General features: G+C 43.4%; 14 protein-coding genes. 2 read left to right on the top strand and 12 right to left on the bottom strand.

Going from position 1 to position 16,327, the window contains the following annotated elements; all coding sequences use genetic code 11:
* Positions 1-145 precede the first annotated feature (145 nt).
* From ACT3S4_RS00155 to ACT3S4_RS00110, 10 genes are all read right to left on the bottom strand, one after another.
* Positions 146-799 (bottom strand): DsbA family oxidoreductase, encoded by a 654-nt coding sequence (locus ACT3S4_RS00155; protein ID WP_444760151.1) that lies wholly within the window; start codon positions 797-799, stop codon positions 146-148.
* A gap of 28 nt (positions 800-827) precedes the next feature.
* The gene (locus ACT3S4_RS00150; protein WP_444760150.1) at positions 828-1,382 is read right to left on the bottom strand and encodes a carboxymuconolactone decarboxylase family protein; all 555 of its coding nucleotides are present in this window, start codon (positions 1,380-1,382) and stop codon (positions 828-830) included.
* Positions 1,383-1,621: 239 nt separating this feature from the next.
* Positions 1,622-2,431, bottom strand: a complete 810-nt coding sequence (locus tag ACT3S4_RS00145; RefSeq protein ID WP_087814195.1) for a sterol desaturase family protein — start codon at positions 2,429-2,431, stop codon at positions 1,622-1,624.
* Between the two features lie 24 nt (positions 2,432-2,455).
* Positions 2,456-3,091: a CDP-alcohol phosphatidyltransferase family protein gene (locus tag ACT3S4_RS00140; protein ID WP_087814194.1), complete on the bottom strand. Its 636-nt coding sequence runs from the start codon at positions 3,089-3,091 to the stop codon at positions 2,456-2,458.
* A gap of 71 nt (positions 3,092-3,162) precedes the next feature.
* Positions 3,163-3,807, bottom strand: coding sequence for an ATP-binding cassette domain-containing protein (locus tag ACT3S4_RS00135; protein ID WP_087814193.1), 645 nt, complete (start codon positions 3,805-3,807; stop codon positions 3,163-3,165).
* Between the two features lie 99 nt (positions 3,808-3,906).
* The gene (locus tag ACT3S4_RS00130) at positions 3,907-5,694 is read right to left on the bottom strand and encodes an ABC transporter permease (RefSeq protein ID WP_228244490.1); all 1,788 of its coding nucleotides are present in this window, start codon (positions 5,692-5,694) and stop codon (positions 3,907-3,909) included.
* Positions 5,691-6,998, bottom strand: coding sequence for an ABC transporter substrate-binding protein (locus ACT3S4_RS00125; RefSeq protein WP_087814192.1), 1,308 nt, complete (start codon positions 6,996-6,998; stop codon positions 5,691-5,693). Before ACT3S4_RS00125 ends, ACT3S4_RS00130 begins: the two co-directional genes overlap by 4 nt.
* Positions 6,999-7,049: 51 nt before the next feature.
* Positions 7,050-9,236 (bottom strand): FAD-dependent oxidoreductase, encoded by a 2,187-nt coding sequence (locus ACT3S4_RS00120; protein WP_444760149.1) that lies wholly within the window; start codon positions 9,234-9,236, stop codon positions 7,050-7,052.
* Between the two features lie 260 nt (positions 9,237-9,496).
* Positions 9,497-9,901: a hypothetical protein gene (locus ACT3S4_RS00115; protein WP_444760148.1), complete on the bottom strand. Its 405-nt coding sequence runs from the start codon at positions 9,899-9,901 to the stop codon at positions 9,497-9,499.
* A gap of 377 nt (positions 9,902-10,278) precedes the next feature.
* The gene (locus ACT3S4_RS00110; RefSeq protein WP_201540341.1) at positions 10,279-10,812 is read right to left on the bottom strand and encodes a DUF2058 domain-containing protein; all 534 of its coding nucleotides are present in this window, start codon (positions 10,810-10,812) and stop codon (positions 10,279-10,281) included.
* Between the two features lie 297 nt (positions 10,813-11,109).
* On the opposite strand from ACT3S4_RS00110, the gene ACT3S4_RS00105 reads away from it, so the two are divergent.
* Positions 11,110-11,973 (top strand): universal stress protein, encoded by an 864-nt coding sequence (locus ACT3S4_RS00105; RefSeq protein WP_444760147.1) that lies wholly within the window; start codon positions 11,110-11,112, stop codon positions 11,971-11,973.
* Positions 11,974-12,097: 124 nt separating this feature from the next.
* Positions 12,098-12,766 carry a cupin domain-containing protein gene (locus tag ACT3S4_RS00100; protein ID WP_087814187.1) on the top strand — a complete coding sequence of 223 codons (669 nt, stop codon included), beginning with the start codon at positions 12,098-12,100 and terminating at the stop codon, positions 12,764-12,766.
* A gap of 193 nt (positions 12,767-12,959) precedes the next feature.
* Here the strand turns inward: ACT3S4_RS00100 and ACT3S4_RS00095 are convergent, their stop codons facing one another.
* On the bottom strand, positions 12,960-13,703 hold the full coding sequence (locus ACT3S4_RS00095) for a siderophore-interacting protein (protein WP_087814186.1): 744 nt from the start codon (positions 13,701-13,703) through the stop codon (positions 12,960-12,962).
* Positions 13,704-13,808: 105 nt separating this feature from the next.
* On the bottom strand, positions 13,809-16,022 hold the full coding sequence (locus ACT3S4_RS00090; protein ID WP_087814185.1) for a TonB-dependent siderophore receptor: 2,214 nt from the start codon (positions 16,020-16,022) through the stop codon (positions 13,809-13,811).
* Positions 16,023-16,327 lie beyond the last annotated feature (305 nt).

Raw genomic sequence — 16,327 nt, 5'->3', positions numbered from 1 at the left:
TAAGTAAGGCTGATTGCTAAGATGTTTTTGGTATGAAAAAAAGGGTTTTAGCGTTACTGTATAGTCTCGGGCTATACAGTAACGCTAAAACCCTTAGCTTTTCTAAAACTCTTAGTCTTGAAAACTCAACCATCAATCAGATGATTTAGTCTGGCATATCAGCCAACTGCTGCAATATGCTTTTATAATTCTCAACACCTTGAGCACCGCTAATTAAATGACGCTCATTGAAAACCATAGATGGCACACTTTGAAGGCCTTGTTGCTGCCAATGCTGCTTTTCTTTTTCTACCGCTGCAGCAAATCGCTGATCTTTTAAGACCGCCAGTGCTTCGCTACGATCCAGTCCGATTTCTGCTGCCACATCTGCAAGCACACTATAATCTGATATATTTTGATTATCGACGAAGTGTGCGACGAACAATGCTTGCTTTAGCTCGTGCATACGCCCTTGTTGATCGGCCCAATGCAGCAACTGATGCGCATTAAAAGTATTGTAAGTACGAAAGTCATCGGTAAACTGAAAATCAAATCCAGCTTCAGCACCTACTTCTGTCATTCTAGCTCGGTTCTCTTGAATGTCTTCAGCAGTCGTACCGTACTTCTCCATGATATGCTCAAGATAGTTTCGTCCTTCGTGCGGCGTATTAGGATTTAACTCAAATGGATGCCAGTGAATCTCGTGCGGAGTGTTGGTTTGTTTTAATGCCTCGGCTAGTTGACTATAGCCGATAGCGCACCAAGGGCAGACCACGTCTGACACGATATCTATTCGTAATGGCTTTTTTAAATTACTCATAGTGGCTCCTTATGTGGTTCTTATATAATTAGACAGCTTTATGCCATTCAAACTTTTGGAAAGGCTTGTCGATTGGCGTGTTGGCCAAATGGTTGGTGTAGTTGCTCATCACTTTTTGAGCCGCTGCAAGAACCACTTCTAAAATCTGACGTTTAGTAAAGCCTGCATCTAAGAACACTTGCACTGCGTCATCATTTACATTACCACGATCACGAACGACCGATAGCGTAAAGTCGCGTAATGCTTCTAGTTTTTCAGTTGGTAGTGGTGTCTCATTACGTAATGCATCAGTGATTGCGTCATCCACTTTCATGCTTTTTGCGATGCCAGTATGAGCGGGTACACAGTAATGGCACTCGTGTTCGACGTTGATGGTTTGCCATACAACAGTGGTTTCTTCGTCATCAAAACTGCTGTCTAAAAACAACTGATGCAGACGTTGATAACCTTCTAATAGACCAGGTGCTTCAGCCATGACTGCATGTAGGTTAGGTACCATGCCAAACGCTTTGATAGAAACATCAAGCAAGTCTTTGCTTGCTGCTGGGGCTGTGTCTTTGTCGTGTAGAGTAAATTCAGTCATGTGAAAGTCCTTCGGATAATTATTAGTGAATTGTTGTAAAAGTAAGTGTGTAGAAACGACTTGAGAACCTATTATATAGTTGAGTGATTGCTCAATTTAATAAGTGAGATTTTCGTGAGTCGCTCAACAACTGCAGCCACTATAATTCATTTTGAGCAATCGTTCAAATAATATTTGAGTGAATGCTCAAGTTGTTTGTAACTTTGACTTACATTCAAAGCTAGGCGGCATCACGACAGTTATTTGTTTTTCTTAACCAAGTCATTGCTAAATGGCATTGTCAACAATCCCCATAGCGAGGCATTTTGTTTGGCTTCTGGGTATTCTTTTAGCCCAATATCTAGCTCATTATCAGACTGCTTTGCTTCACCCTTATAACTACCAAAAATCCAATCCCACCAAATGACACTAAAGCCATAATTTGAGTTGGTTTCACTGACGCGTTGGCTATGGTGAATACGGTGCAAAATCTGGGTCATTAATATTAATCGCAGCGGTTTTTCAAGCGAAGGTGGCAGGCGAATATTGGCATGGTTAAATATCGCTAAGCCATTTAACGCAATCTCAAATATCAATACGGCGATGGCAGGAACGCCCAACAAGCTGACGGCAACGAGCTTCACTAGAATGCTTAAAACGATTTCAATGGGATGAAATCTAAGCCCTGTACTGGCATCGACATGTGCATCAGCGTGATGGACTTTATGCAGACGCCATAGCATAGGCACGCGGTGAAATAATCGATGCTGCCAGTAAATGATGATGTCGAGCAATATTAAGCTTAGTATGATGACGACAATGCTTGGCAAATTGATGATATTAAATAGACCAATCCCATGCTGCTGATTATAAAGCGCCACAGCCGTTAGACCGACAGGCACCGCTAGACGAGCAATAACGGATGACGCAAACACCAAGCCAAAGTTAGCGAACCAGCGTTTGCTGCTTTTGATCGGTGCTTGACGTGCAGGCATGCGCCATTCTATCAGCATCATAATCACTAAAATGCTTAAAAAGAACCCAAGCCGCCACCATACTTCGTTAGTCATTAGCTGCCTCTTAACTTATTATATTTATATACTGTTTTTATCTATTTCTAGCTGTTTAAGGGTATGGTAGCCACCATGGATACGGGTAAAAATCGTAATTGCGCAAGCAGTGGCAAAAATGCTGGCGAGTAATACAAAGTGCTGTGGCCACAGGCAAAAAGCGACAAACAGTGCGATGGTTTCGGTGCCCTCAGTCAAACCGTTTAAATAATAAAAACTCTTATATTTAAACTGCGGTTTATTCAGTGTAAACTTTTCCGCAGCAATGGCAAACGCTAAGAAGCTAGAGCCTGTGCCAATAAAGGTCGCGAGTAATAAAGCGCCAGCAATGGCATTCTGTTCAGGATTTGCCAATATAAAACCCAGCGGGATGGCGGCATAAAATAAAAAGTCGAGCGTAATATCTAAGTAGCCGCCTGCGCTAGAGCTTTGCTTTGCATAACGGGCTAAAGCGCCATCAAGACCATCAAAAATACGATTTAATGCAATGGCTGCCAGTGCGCCATACCAAAGCTCAAACGCCAGTAATGGCACCGCTAACATACCGATTAAAAAGCCTGCCACCGTGAGTTGATCAGCCGTAATACCGCGTTTGTGCAAGACAACGACGACAGGGCTTAGTATCGGCTTAATCATGGGCGTAAGAAATTTATCTAGCATGCGCTTGCCTTTTGTATTTCGCTTTGATGTTTAGAATTTAGATCTACAAGTTTAAAAGTATAAGCCTAAAACTACAGGTCTAAATGAATAACTTTACCGTTTGCGGCCTCAGCATCGCTATAATCGTGCGTGACCATGATGGCGGGAAGTTTATGAGTGCGGATTTGCTCAAACACCAGTTGCCGCGTATCTACTCGAAGTTGGGTATCAAGCTTGCTAAAAGGCTCATCAAGTAGTATCGCTTTTGGTGCGCTGAGCAAGGTGCGCAGTAGCGCCACTCGTGCTTGTTGTCCGCCCGATAAATTATCAGGATGGCGATCTCCCATGCCTGCTAGCCCCACTTGTGCCAGCGCTTGTTCTATTTTTTCACGGCGCTGTTTTTTATTGCTGTTTTTATTACTTTTAGGCATCGCAAACGCAATATTACCTGCGACCGATAAATGCGAAAACAGTAGGGCATCTTGATACAGTACCCCAATATGCCGCAGATGCGTCGGCAGATGGCTTACATTTTCATCATTTAACCAGACCTCACCAATAGCGGTAAAACCATTTGGCAATATACCTGTGAGCCAATTCAATAAACTCGATTTACCACTGCCAGATGGACCCATGATGGTTAGTATTTCACCACCAGCAATCTGCTCATCTAGGCTGAGTAGTAGCTCGCCTTTTCGATATAACTGTAAGTTTTTTATCTGTAAAGAGGATTGCATCAAAGGCCCTTTTCTTTGCGTTTTTATTATTAGGTATTTTCAAAATTAGTGCTATTTAGAATCAGTGCTCTTCAAAACGAATATATTTTAAAAAACGTTTTAACGGCTGCTATTTTTACCACTTTTAAAGAAGTACTTTGGCAATATCCACGCCAATATAAAGCCAACTAAGGGTAGCGCCATTTGGATGATGGCATACACTGCACTGGTGCGTCTACTGGCACCATTAGCGAGGGTTACGGCTTCTGTGGTGATGGTGGCGATTCGTCCGCCACCTGCCAATAATGTCGGTAAGTATTGACCAAAGCTAATGGCTAAACCAAGGGCAATGGCAATTAACAACGGCGCAAACAGTTGTGGTAATTTCACCTGCAAAAATACTCTAGCAGGAGTTGCACCAAGGCTTGCCGCTACATGAGCAAAACGAGGGTCTAGACGTCGATAACTGCTAGCAAGCGATAAAAACACATAGGGCAGCACAAAGAGCAGATGGGCAAATGCCACATTAAAAAATGCCGTTTGATTATTCACCAGTTGCTGTAGCCAAACCAACCCAAATAGAAAGGCAATACTGGGCACTAATAGCGGTAAATAGATAATAAAACTGGTAAATGTTGAAAGTGGCTTTTGACTTAATTGCTCAGCTTCCAAACATAACAATGTCAGCACAATGGCAAATATCGTACTCACGATACCGATCGTAATGGTATTAAATAATGGCGTACTCATTTGCGTAAAGGCGCTTTGAAAATGCAATAACACCAACTGCTCTGGCAATACGGCTGGAAAGCGCCAAAAACCAGCCACTGACCACATTACCAGCCCAATGAGCGCTAGCAAGATAAAGCCAATCACCACAGCGGTCAACGCTGCGGTGATTTTTTGCCATAGTGCATCGGCATAGCTGCGCTTGCCATTGACCAACGTGCGATTAAAGCAATTTTTTATTGCTCTCTCGCTACCAAGCCACAAGGCGATTAAACTACCCGTCAAAGCGAGCTGTAATAACGCGCCCGCCGAGGCTTTTATACGTAAGTTTAAATCAACATCGTTAAACCATTGCATGATAGTGACCGCCAGCGTTGGCGGCGTGTTTGGACCGAGTATCAATGGCATCTCTACGCTGGCACTAGCATAGGCGAGCACGGCTAAGATAGGCAAACGTAAAAAAGGATAGAGGACAGGAAGTACCGCTTTAAAAAAGGCAGTAATGGGGTAATAGCCGAGATTTAACGCGACTTTATACTGCTGACGTAGCTTTTTACCAAGCTCTGGTTGTGCCAAAGCGCCTAGTGCCATGAGTAATAAAAATGGCAGCTCTTTCAACGTCAAACCCAAGATAATACTGATGCCGTAGGGGTCATGTGGAAATATACCGTCTGGAGCCAATTCCCAGCCACTTAGCCATGGTGATATAAGGCGTGAAAACATACCAGAAGGCGCAATTAAAAAACCAACCGCAATGGCTGCTGCTGCATGAGGAATGACCAAGATTGGACTAAGTAAATGCTCAATACGGGTCAGCCAAACGCTATTAAAAAACGCCGCCAAAATCATTAAGGTCATGACAAAAGCGAGTAACGTACTTATCAATCCAGTAGCGATACTTAAAGCGACCATTTGAGTAAGACCAGGCGTCTGCCAAAGATCATGAAAGCCTTGTAGACTAACAGTCGTTTGCTCAAGTGCAGGCACCCAGCTAAAGGCAGGTAACAGCACGCAAACCAAACCACCGAGTACCGGCAATATCAGTAGCAGCAGTAAAAATGTCGGACTCAAGGAGACGATACGCGTAAATAGATCAGTTTTATAAGGCGCGGTTATGCCAGTAATTGTTGCAGAATGGACTTTTTCTTTTGCCGTTTTATTATTAGTATTTTTACTCATGGGCTGACCCCATAACGCGCTTGCCAGCCTTGCATAATGGCATCAACCCAGCTTGGATGTGGTTCACTCACGGTACGTTTGATGCTATCAAAGGGCAGGGCGCTAGGGTGTGGTTTATTGTCTTTGAATAGCGCTTGTTGTTCAGGATTGAGCGTAGAGGGAACGAGTACGGTTTTATCACCCCATATATCAGAGGTTTGCTTTTTGGCCTGTGCTTCTGGGCTCATTAAAAAGTTTGCCACTAGCTGCGCGGCTTGCGGATGGCTGGCGTTATAAGGAATGGCCACAAAATGGGTGTTACTTAAGCTGCCATCACTCATTGCATAGCTACGAATGCTCTCGGGTAAGTCATAACGCTGCACGGCCGCGGGTACTTCAGGTGCAGAAAAAGTAAAGGCCAAACTCAGCTCGGTATCATCGACCAAACGCCGCATGTGCGCGCCCGTTTGCACAAATTGCTCACCCTTGCGCCATAAGGTGGGATGCAAGTCATCTAAAAACGTCCATAAAGGAGCTAATATAATATCTGTATTTTGCTCAGTGGCTGGCAGGTTGAGCTGTGCCTTGGTATTTTCACCTGTTTTAGCATCATGTTGCTCGTGTAGCATGACTAAGGCATATTTTAAAAAGCTCATGCCTAAAAAGTCAGGCGGCTTTGGATAGCTAAATCGTCCGGGGTTTTGCGCTGTCCAATTGACTAGCTGATTTAAAGTGGTTGGTGATTTGTTAGTTGATAAGCTGTCGTAATAAAAAGTCAGCGAGGCTTGTCCCCATGGCGCTTCCATACCATTGGTTGGTACACCAAAATCAAAGTTAACGGCCGGGTTATTGTCTGGATCGGTCAAGGCAAAGTTAGGCAGCTTATTTGCCCACTGTTTCAGCAATAATGAATTCTCACTCATGGTGGCAAAGTTGGCACCATTTATCCAGATGAGGTCAACGCTGCCTTTATCATTATTGTTGGCGGACTTTTCTGCGAGTACACGGCTGACGGCTTCACTAGTGTCGCTTAATTTAACATGAACCAAGTTAATATTATATTTATCATTGACTTGCTTGGCTGCCCACTGTAGATAAGCGTTGATCTGCGGGTCACCGCCCCATGCATAAAAGTAGACGTCTTGGTTTTCCCCTTGCGCCTCTATTTGCTGCCAAGATGATAAATTTTGATTAAGGTTACCAGTAGTGGGTGAGGCAGTGCTTGCTGATATACCAACACAAACGCTAAGCACCATAGCATAGGCGCTATAGCGGCTTAGATTTTTTAACATTGCCAAAGCTGGTAAAGATTTAATAACGTACATTTAAGTTTCCGTTATGATGATATGTTTTTAGCGCAGTTAATAAAAATTCAACTAGCCTCGACGCCATGTCTGGTATTTCTCAAGTAAGTTTAATATCGTTTCGGGCGCATGATTGCGTTTCCATTCACCAGCAGCGTACTTATTGCCCTCTGCCCACGTTGGATACATATGGATAGTGCCGAGTATTTTGTTCAATCCTAAGCCATGTTTCATCGCTAGTATAAATTCCGGCATGATATCCCCAGCATGTTCAGCGACGATGGTCACGCCGAGTATTTTATCTTTGCCTTTAGGCGTAATGACTTTGATAAAACCAGCATTGGCGCTTTCAGTTACCGCTCGATCTAAGTCTTTAAAGTCGTAGCGGGTAATCTCAAAATCGATGCCTTTTTCAACAGCCTCTTGCTCATTTAAGCCAACGCGTGCGACTTCTGGATCAATAAAAGTTGTCCATGGAATGACGCGGTAATCTACTTTAAATTTCTTTAGATGTCCAAATAAACCATTTACGGCAGCGTACCATGCCTGATGGGAGGCCACATGGGTAAATTGATAAGGACCAGCGACATCACCAGCGGCGTAGATATTAGGGTAAAGGGTTTCTAAATAGTCATCGGTATCAATCGTACGCTTCGTTTCGATGCCCAAATCTTCAAGACCATAACTTTCTAAGCGGGCACTACGTCCAACGGCACAAAGCAATTCGTCATATTCAATCGCGATTTCTTGCTTGTTTTGACGGTCTTGCTTAACGGTACGGCCGCCTTGCGCTTCAACGATAATGAACTTTTTACCATCGCGCGCTTCACAACGAATCGCTTGATGCGAGGTTAAGACATTTACGCCGCTCTCAACGAGGACTTTCTGTGCAAATTCAGAGACTTCCACGTCTTCTTTTTTCATAAGACGCGCGCCTCTTTCGATCTGGGTCACATCGGAGCCTAAGCGGGCAAAGGCTTGCGCCAGCTCAGAGCCAATTGGCCCACCACCAAGTACGACCAGCTTTTTCGGCGCTGCTTCTAATTCGGTAAATTTATTCCATATGGTGTCGCTGGTCACATAGCCGGTTTCTTCCAAACCCGGCAAATCTGGGATAAATGGGCGCGCACCAGTAGCGATAACGATGGAACGTGCGGTGAGTGTTTGCGTGCCGCCATCGTTTAGCGCAATCTCTACTGTCCACGGGTCGATGAATTTGGCATAGCCTTTTAATACTTCGACACCCAAGTCCGTATAACGCTCGACGCTGTCATTTGGCGCGATGTCAGCGATGACTTTATGGATGCGGGTCATGACGTTCTTAAATGAAAATTCTGGTGGGGTATTTTCCAAGCCGTAACGCTCAGCATGGCGCATTTGTTCTGCCACTTTTGCGCTTTTAATGAGGGCTTTACTGGGTACACAGCCATAGTTTAAGCAGTCACCGCCCATCTCACCCGCTTCAATTAAGGTCACTTTTGCTCGGACGGTCGCCGCGATATAGCTGGTCACTAGTCCGCCAGCACCTGCGCCAATTACGATCATATTACGGTCGAATTTTTTAGGTTTGCTATAGTTTTTATAGACGCGGCGTTTTTTTAGCATATTTAATATGCCTTTTGCGATTAATGGGAAAAAACCTAACAACGCAAATGAGACAATCAAATTAAACGATAAAATCCCCGACAAACTGTCGATTTGCGCCAACTGCGTACCAGCATTAACGAATACAAAAGTACCTGCGAGCATACCAACTTGGCTTACCCAGTAGAATGTCCTCGCTTTAATCGCGGTGACACCCATCAATAGGTTAATCAAAAAGAACGGAAATATCGGCACTAAGCGTAGGGTAAATAAGTAAAATCCGCCTTCTTTTTCAACGCCAGCATCAATGGCTGCTAAGCGCTCAGGAAAGCGCTGCTTAATCGTATCACGCAGTAAATAACGTGAGGTTAAAAAGGCGAGTGTCGCACCAATACTGGAGGCAAATGAGGCGACCAATAAGCCTTGCCATAAACCAAATAATGCGCCAGCTGCCAAGGTTAAAATAGCAGCGCCAGGTAAGGATAGGGCGGTGACAACGATATAAAGTAAAAAGAATCCACCGATAATCAATAGTGGTGATTGCGTTTTATAGTCGTTAAATTGTGCCATTGAGCCTTTTAAGCCGTCAAGCGTCAATAATTGATTGAGGTCAAAGTAGAAAAAGCTTGCTGCTAATATTAATATTAACAGTATTAACAATATTCTTTTAATCATAAAATATCCGGCTAAGTAGTAGAGCGAAGGCTAAAGTCATCGTCATTCTTTTATGATTAAGAACCTTGACCATGTTAGTGGTAATGACAAGTTAGTGGTAACGACAATTGCGTTAAGTTTTTTGCATGGTTTGTGCATTTATATACAATAAAACAGCTAACTTAGTAGTCTTCATAGTATAGAGCTTGAGTTTCGTAGGCTAGTATTTATATTCTTGCATGTTCAATCCAGCCCAATCTAACGATAAATATGACTGATGTTTAGGCTAAAGAAACTTTTTTGCCCAAGGTTAAGGTATCCCAATCTCTCATTAAGAAAAGCGCCAAACACGCAGCCAACATCGGCCATGCTGCAAAGAACAACAAGTTATCAAAAGGCTTGAGGTATAAGCCGAAGGTTGAGAACGTCGAAATCGTATGAAGTAGCAAGATAATGCCGTAAGTCCAAGTTTTGAATAATCCTGTGACAAACAACAGAATGAGGATGAATTGAGCCGCGCCAATGACATAAAACACGGTGTCGCCTATACTTTCAAAACCATAAAAACTAGAAAAGACGCCTGCGGCATGATCAGGATTAATAAGCTTATCTAAAGTCCAGACTAAAAAAACAATGAAAATACCCAGTCGAAGCAATAACAGTGAAAGAGGGAGATGTTTTGGCATAAGTTATTTATTCTTAATAAGCGTTAAAAGTGAGTGCAAAAGAGCTTGGCAAGTCTAATCAATGACATATATGGCAATGACTACTATTGTCAGGCAGTAAGCATGAATAAAGTGTTTATTTTGAGTGATTACTCAAAATTAGACAAAATACTAACGCTCAGTAGGTCAATAAACCGCATTGTAGTTGTTATTGAATGGTTGTTCAAGTTCGTAGCCTCAAGCATGCTACCGTTCCAGAGCATCGTTACGTTTTTCAACCAAAGCAGCAATGCTGGGTTAAAGGTGGTCGCTTTTCGTACAATAAAAAGCCCTTCATGGACTATTTCAGTCTATGAAAGGCTTTTGGCTGACATCATAAGTGTGGTGAAATTAAGCGGTTACCACATTAAGTCATCTGGAATCACATAGGCGGCATAAGGATCATCTTCTGCTAGCACTTCTTCTGATGTATCGTTAGACACGACCATGAAGCCCTCCATTTTTGCATCGATGCGATCTGCCAACGGACGAGGAAGGAGGGCATAGCCTTCTTCTAAGCGTGCAATCACCACATGACCAGCGACGATTTGCTCATATAGTTTTTGAGTGACAAAGATTTTTTTAACCTTAGTATTATCGACAAATTGATAATTGACATCGCCATTGGTATCGGCAATCTGATGCTGCTTAATCATCTGTACGATATTGGCCTTGAGCATCTTCTCTTCTAAAATACGTTGTTTTTCTTGATTGAGCTTTTGATCTTTCTCTAGTTTTTTTGCTTGGGCTTCTGCCAACGCTTTTTTCGCTTCCATGCTTTCTGAGTCACCAGTACGCTTGGCATGCTGAGTCTGCTTGCTGATTTTCTTGGCTTTTTTGCTATCCACCAATCCCGCTTTTAATAACTGAGCCTGTAGGGCATTTTTTGCCATAATTCCATCACCTAGATAAGGATACTTAAATCATAAATGCTAAAAAACCATTGTAGCAAAATTCGCTACGGCATGTTGTTAGACGATGACAAGACTTTTTTTAATTATGGTAGAAGTGGGCACACATCGCTGGCTGAAGCTGTTTAAATTGGTTATTATCAAGGGAATGGATACGCTTTTTTTGCCGTTATATTTTTTGGTAACTATGTTCATTGGTAACTATGTTTTTCGGTGACCATATTTATAGTGGGCATAGAAAGCTGTATAGGATTAAATCGTTAAATGTAAGGACGGAATATGACAACATCACAGCACATTTTAGCCTGTATAGACGGCTCGGCAGTGACTGAATCGGTTTGTGACTATGCAGCATGGTATGCCAGTAAGTTAAATTTACCCGTAGCGTTGTTGCATGTGAGTGAGGTTCCAGCCTCGACCAGACGCGATTTGTCAGGCGCAATAGGAGTCAATAGCCGCCAGTTTTTATTGGAGGAATTGACACAGTTAGACGAGCAAAGAGCGAAGGTGGTGAACAGTTATAGCAATGCGTTGGTACAAGATGCAAAAAGCCATATCCAAGGTAACTTTACTCAGGTCGATATTCGTATCTATCAACGTCGCGGCAAGCTGTTACCAGCCATTGAGCATTTTAAAGCAGAAAATCGTGCCATCGTCATGGGACGCCGAGGTGAAGATCACAAAAGCAGCCGTATTAATATCGGTAGCCAAATCGAAACCATTGCCCGCGCATCTGACGTTCCTATATTGATTTGCTCAGAGACGTTCAAAGAGCCTAGCTCATATATGATAGCTTTTGATGGTAGCAAAACCGCTATTAAAGCAGCATGGATGGTTGCGAGAAGTCCTGTGCTAAAAGGATTGCAAGGTCATATCGTCATGATAGGCAATCATAACGACGCGTCAAAACAGAGCTTAAGCGCCGCAGCGGCACAATTGGAGGATGCAGGTTTTAGCGTCGCGGCACATCATTTATCTGCCTCCGATGCCGTTGATGGCTTGTTAAGATTTCAGGTAGAAAACCACATTGATATCATGGTGGTGGGTGCTTACGGGCATTCGAAATTGCAACAATTATTTCTTGGTAGTACCACGACAGAAATTATCGCCAGCACGCTATCTCCTGTGATTTTAGTACGTTGAAAACTCGGTAAGGTTTATAATAGCGAGGTGCAATCATTGCGCCTTTAGCTGTCGATAACGTTCAATAATCATATCTGACGTTTGCTAAAGGATCATCTCATCATACTATTTTTGGACATGGCTTATGCTTATTCATGCAGACTTTACTCGCCGCGCTGCCCTTACACCTGAGCAACACCAGTGGATTAAGTCACCACAAAATAGGGTAGAGCGCGTGATGCTTGACCGTGTGGGTGCAGAAAAAGCACGTGCCACTAGCCTTGTACGCTATGCGCCCAATTCTTATTTTCCGCATCATCTACATCCGGGTGGTGAAGAGATTTTAGTATTGTTAGGTACTTTTTCTGCAGATGACAAACATTACCCAGCAGGTTGGTATTTGCGCAATCCACCGACCTCAGGACACAAGCCCTATAGTGATGAAGGCGCAGTGATTTTCGTCAAGCTACGTCAAATGCCAGCTGATGAACCTCATTATGTGGCTATCGATACTAAAGATAAGGCTCATTGGCAACAGCAGGGCAGCCGTGATGTTTGTCCTCTATTCTCAGGTGATAATGAGCAAGTGAGTTTGCAGCGTATCAAGGCAGGCGAGTTACTGTTTAATGAGGCAGTCTGTGGCGGTGCAGAAATACTGGTATTAGCAGGTGAGTTGATAGATGAGGGTCAAGTTTATCAGCGCGGCGGCTGGATACGTCTGCCAGCAGGTGAGCATGCGCAAATACAGGCAGGATCTGAAGGAGCTACAGTGTATCTCAAGACAGGGCATTTAATGCAAGTGATAGGGTTGTAAGGGTAGTGATCACATTTTATGAGCAGCTCACCAGCTGCTCATATTCTACAATGTCACTATATTTTGTCACTATACTTTTATTTAGCCAACAAAAATATATAAGCAGTGGGGTAATGATTAGTAACGCAAAATTTATCAATCATTATTTAAACCGCTTTCAAAATAGTTCAAAAATACAAAACGTCATTGCTTATCATTCTATACTTTGGGCATCCTCTCGTTTGACAATTTTATGCTGGTCTTCTGTACTATCGACTTTCCAATAGCTAGATATGTACAAATGCGTTTTTGGTATTGGGCGATCTACCTTAAAGTAATGGCGTAGGGCGCGCATACTATGGAACTCGCAAGCTGCCCAAACAGCAGGTTGTCCTGCTAGCCACGTAAGCGTTTTAACGCGATCAAGTAATGGGCTAGTTTCTGCATTTGGATGCGTGTTTATCACCCAATGAATGTCAAGGTTGTCTGGCTTCTTGAGTAGTTGCTTATCTGCTTCATTGGTAATCTCAAGGACTGCATAGCCGCGTGCGTCAGCAGGTAGCTGGGCAAGATTGACGGTAATCGCCGGCAGCGCTGTCATATCACCGATCAATAAAAACCAATCAGCCTCATTGTTAATCAGCTTCTTCGGTCCAGGGCCGCCTACCAATATTTGCTCGCCCACTTGGGCGTTACGTGCCCATGCTGAAGCAGGGCCTTCTGTCTCATGCAACGCAAAATCGACATCTATTTCGTCATCACGTTGAACGCTGACGGTATAGGTGCGCATCAATGGTCGAGCCTCATCGCCTTGAGGGAATATCAGCTTAATGTACGCGCTTTCTTGATCTGCCGGAAAATCAGTCAGTCCAGCACCGCCAAGCGTGACACGGCACATATGTGGCGTGAGGTATTTACTGCCAATTACATCTAGCATTCTTGGGGTAGGTTTTGCCATATTAATACTTTCCTTCATTTAACTATTTGATAGTTTAGGTCATCATTTGAGATGAGACCACTCTATAAGATTGATATTCTCTAGTAATGGTAAGTTCTACATTGCCTAAAAATTGGCTTTTAGGCTGACGGACATTTGGCGCTCAGGTCCCATCCAGCAATTGTTAATATCATAACAAGCGCCGACATAGGTCTTATCAAAGAGATTGTTGATACTCGCGCCGACAGTGAGCATCGGATTGATTTGATAATTACCGCCAATATCTACCAAAGTCACGCTTGGTAATTCGTCTGAGTTCTGTTTGTCAAGTTGCATACCGCCTTCATAGCGTACGCCAGCATTGAGACTGAGCTTGTCTGAAGCATAATAATCTGTCCACAATGTTGCCTTGTGCTTAGCCGTTTGCGCAGGGGTATTGCCAACCACATCAGGGTTGAATTCATCTTCTGTAATTTCAGCATCGGTATAGCTGTAGCTTGCCGCGACATCTACCCAGTCGTTGAGCATGTGGCTGCCTGAGACTTCAAAGCCTTTGGAGGTGATTTCACCCGTTTGTGTTTGACTTCTATAGTTAATTTCGTCAGCCACCACGACGTTTTTTTGAGTGATATCAAATACTGCTAATGTTCCTTGTGTGGCGCGATTGGCAGAGAGATATTTGACACCAGCCTCTAGCTGATCGGCAGTCGTTGGCTTAAATGGCGCATTGGTAATAAAGTTACTACCGACCACTGGCTGAAACGACTGCGAGTAGCTTGCATAAGGAGATAGACCATTATCAAAGTCATAGATAGCTGCGAGACGACCACTGGTTTTTGAGGCATCATTGTCAATGGTTTGATCACTATAGATGGCACCTTCAGAAGCCTTTGTCTGCTTAGTGATACTATCAAAGTTATCATGACGTAAGCCTGCTACTACTATCAAATCTTGCCATTTCATTTCATCTTGTACATAAAAACCAAGTTGGCTTTGTTCAATGTCTTCATTTTGACGATAAGCCTCTAAAGGCAAGGTATCGGCATTGATTTGCGAAAAATCTGGATTGGATAAGTCAAGATTTGGCGTGCCATCTGCGCCAGCATCATAATAAGTGGCGCTACTGTCTGTCTTTTGATACTCAACGCCAAACAGTAGGTTATGTGAAGTATTAGCAGTATTAAGTTTATAAGCAAGCTGGTTGTCCGTGGTCCAGTTGCTCATGCTCTCATCGGTGGTGTAGGCCACGCGATTTAGTATCTTATCACTACCGCTTACAAACCCGCTGTTGTACATATTACGCTGCTGCGCGTCGGCGTCGGTATAGCGCGTGATATGTTTAAAGGTGAGCGTATCATTGATATCCCAGTTTATGGTAACACTTGGCATAAATACTTCTTTGCTGAAGTGATTCCACTCATCGCCGGCATAGGCGTCACTGCCCAATTTGCTATAGCTGGCATTGTAGACAGTGCCAACGGCAGGCAGTGGGGTGGAGGGCACCATTTCTGGATCATCTTGATAAAACAGATTGGCAAGAACGGACACATCTTTTGTCGGTTGCCATTCCAGTGACGGATTGATCAGTGTGCGCTCTTCTTCTGTGGTCTGCATCTGCCCGTCTTTTTGTCGTTTTAACGCCACCAGTCGATAATTGAGCGTGTCTGAGATAGGTTCTGTCGTATCGACCGCCACTTCTTTTAGGTTTTGATTACCCACTCGCAACTGTACCTCAGATGCTTGAGTGCTTTTTGGGGTTTTGGCGACTTGATTGACCATGCCACCTGGAGATGCATAGCCATAGAGTGAGGATGCTGGCCCTTTGACCACTTCGACTGCTTCTGTTGCGTAGATATCGACTTGCGGCATCAGATTCCAAGCCCCATCGTAGGGCAGTCTTAATCCATCGTAAAAATTGGAGTAAGTTTTAAAACCGCGAATATTGTATTCATCAAAGATGGACACCGTACCGCGACTCTCAGTACTCACCCCTGGCTCATAACGTAACGCTGCATTGACGCTGTCTGCTTGACGTTTTTGCAATAGTGCTTGATCGATTCTCGTATAGCTCATGGGTGCATCATTAGGATCTAACGCTGTTTTGGTGCCCGTACTGCGGTAGTTGTCGGCATAGACAGTAATGGTATCCAAGGTGGTCGATGGTGTCACGGTCTCATTATTATTAACATCATTATCAACATCGTTCTCAACACTGTTTTCGATGTTATTCGGCATTGTCTCAGCATAAGCTGCATGGCTCAAACCCATTGCCAATCCCAGTTGCACGGCGAGAGTTAAACGTTTTTGACGAATGGATGTAGACGTTGAGATAAAACGCATCATATTTCCTTGTAAGTTATCAAATACCGAAAGCGAGAGAAAAGGAATTATAACATTAATGATTATCATTATCATTAAAAATTTACAAACAAAGCGTTCTTAGTAAGATGTCGAGTGAAGTAGCCTCATTTTTAGCCATTAAGATGACTATGATGCAAACATGAAAATTGAAGAAACGCCCTAATATGACGATAATTTTTGGCTATAAACGATGGTGTTTAAATCGGTTTCCTCGTATGATGCAGCCGTCTATTTGGAATCAACTTTTAGATCAACCGGCAGACAGGATTCATTACTATTATTGA

It is taken from the genome of Psychrobacter sp. AOP30-A2-5, assembly GCF_052378115.1.
In the GTDB taxonomy this organism is placed as follows: domain Bacteria; phylum Pseudomonadota; class Gammaproteobacteria; order Pseudomonadales; family Moraxellaceae; genus Psychrobacter.
Note: the sequence above shows the minus strand (reverse complement) of the source record. Positions and strands in the feature narration are given on the sequence as shown.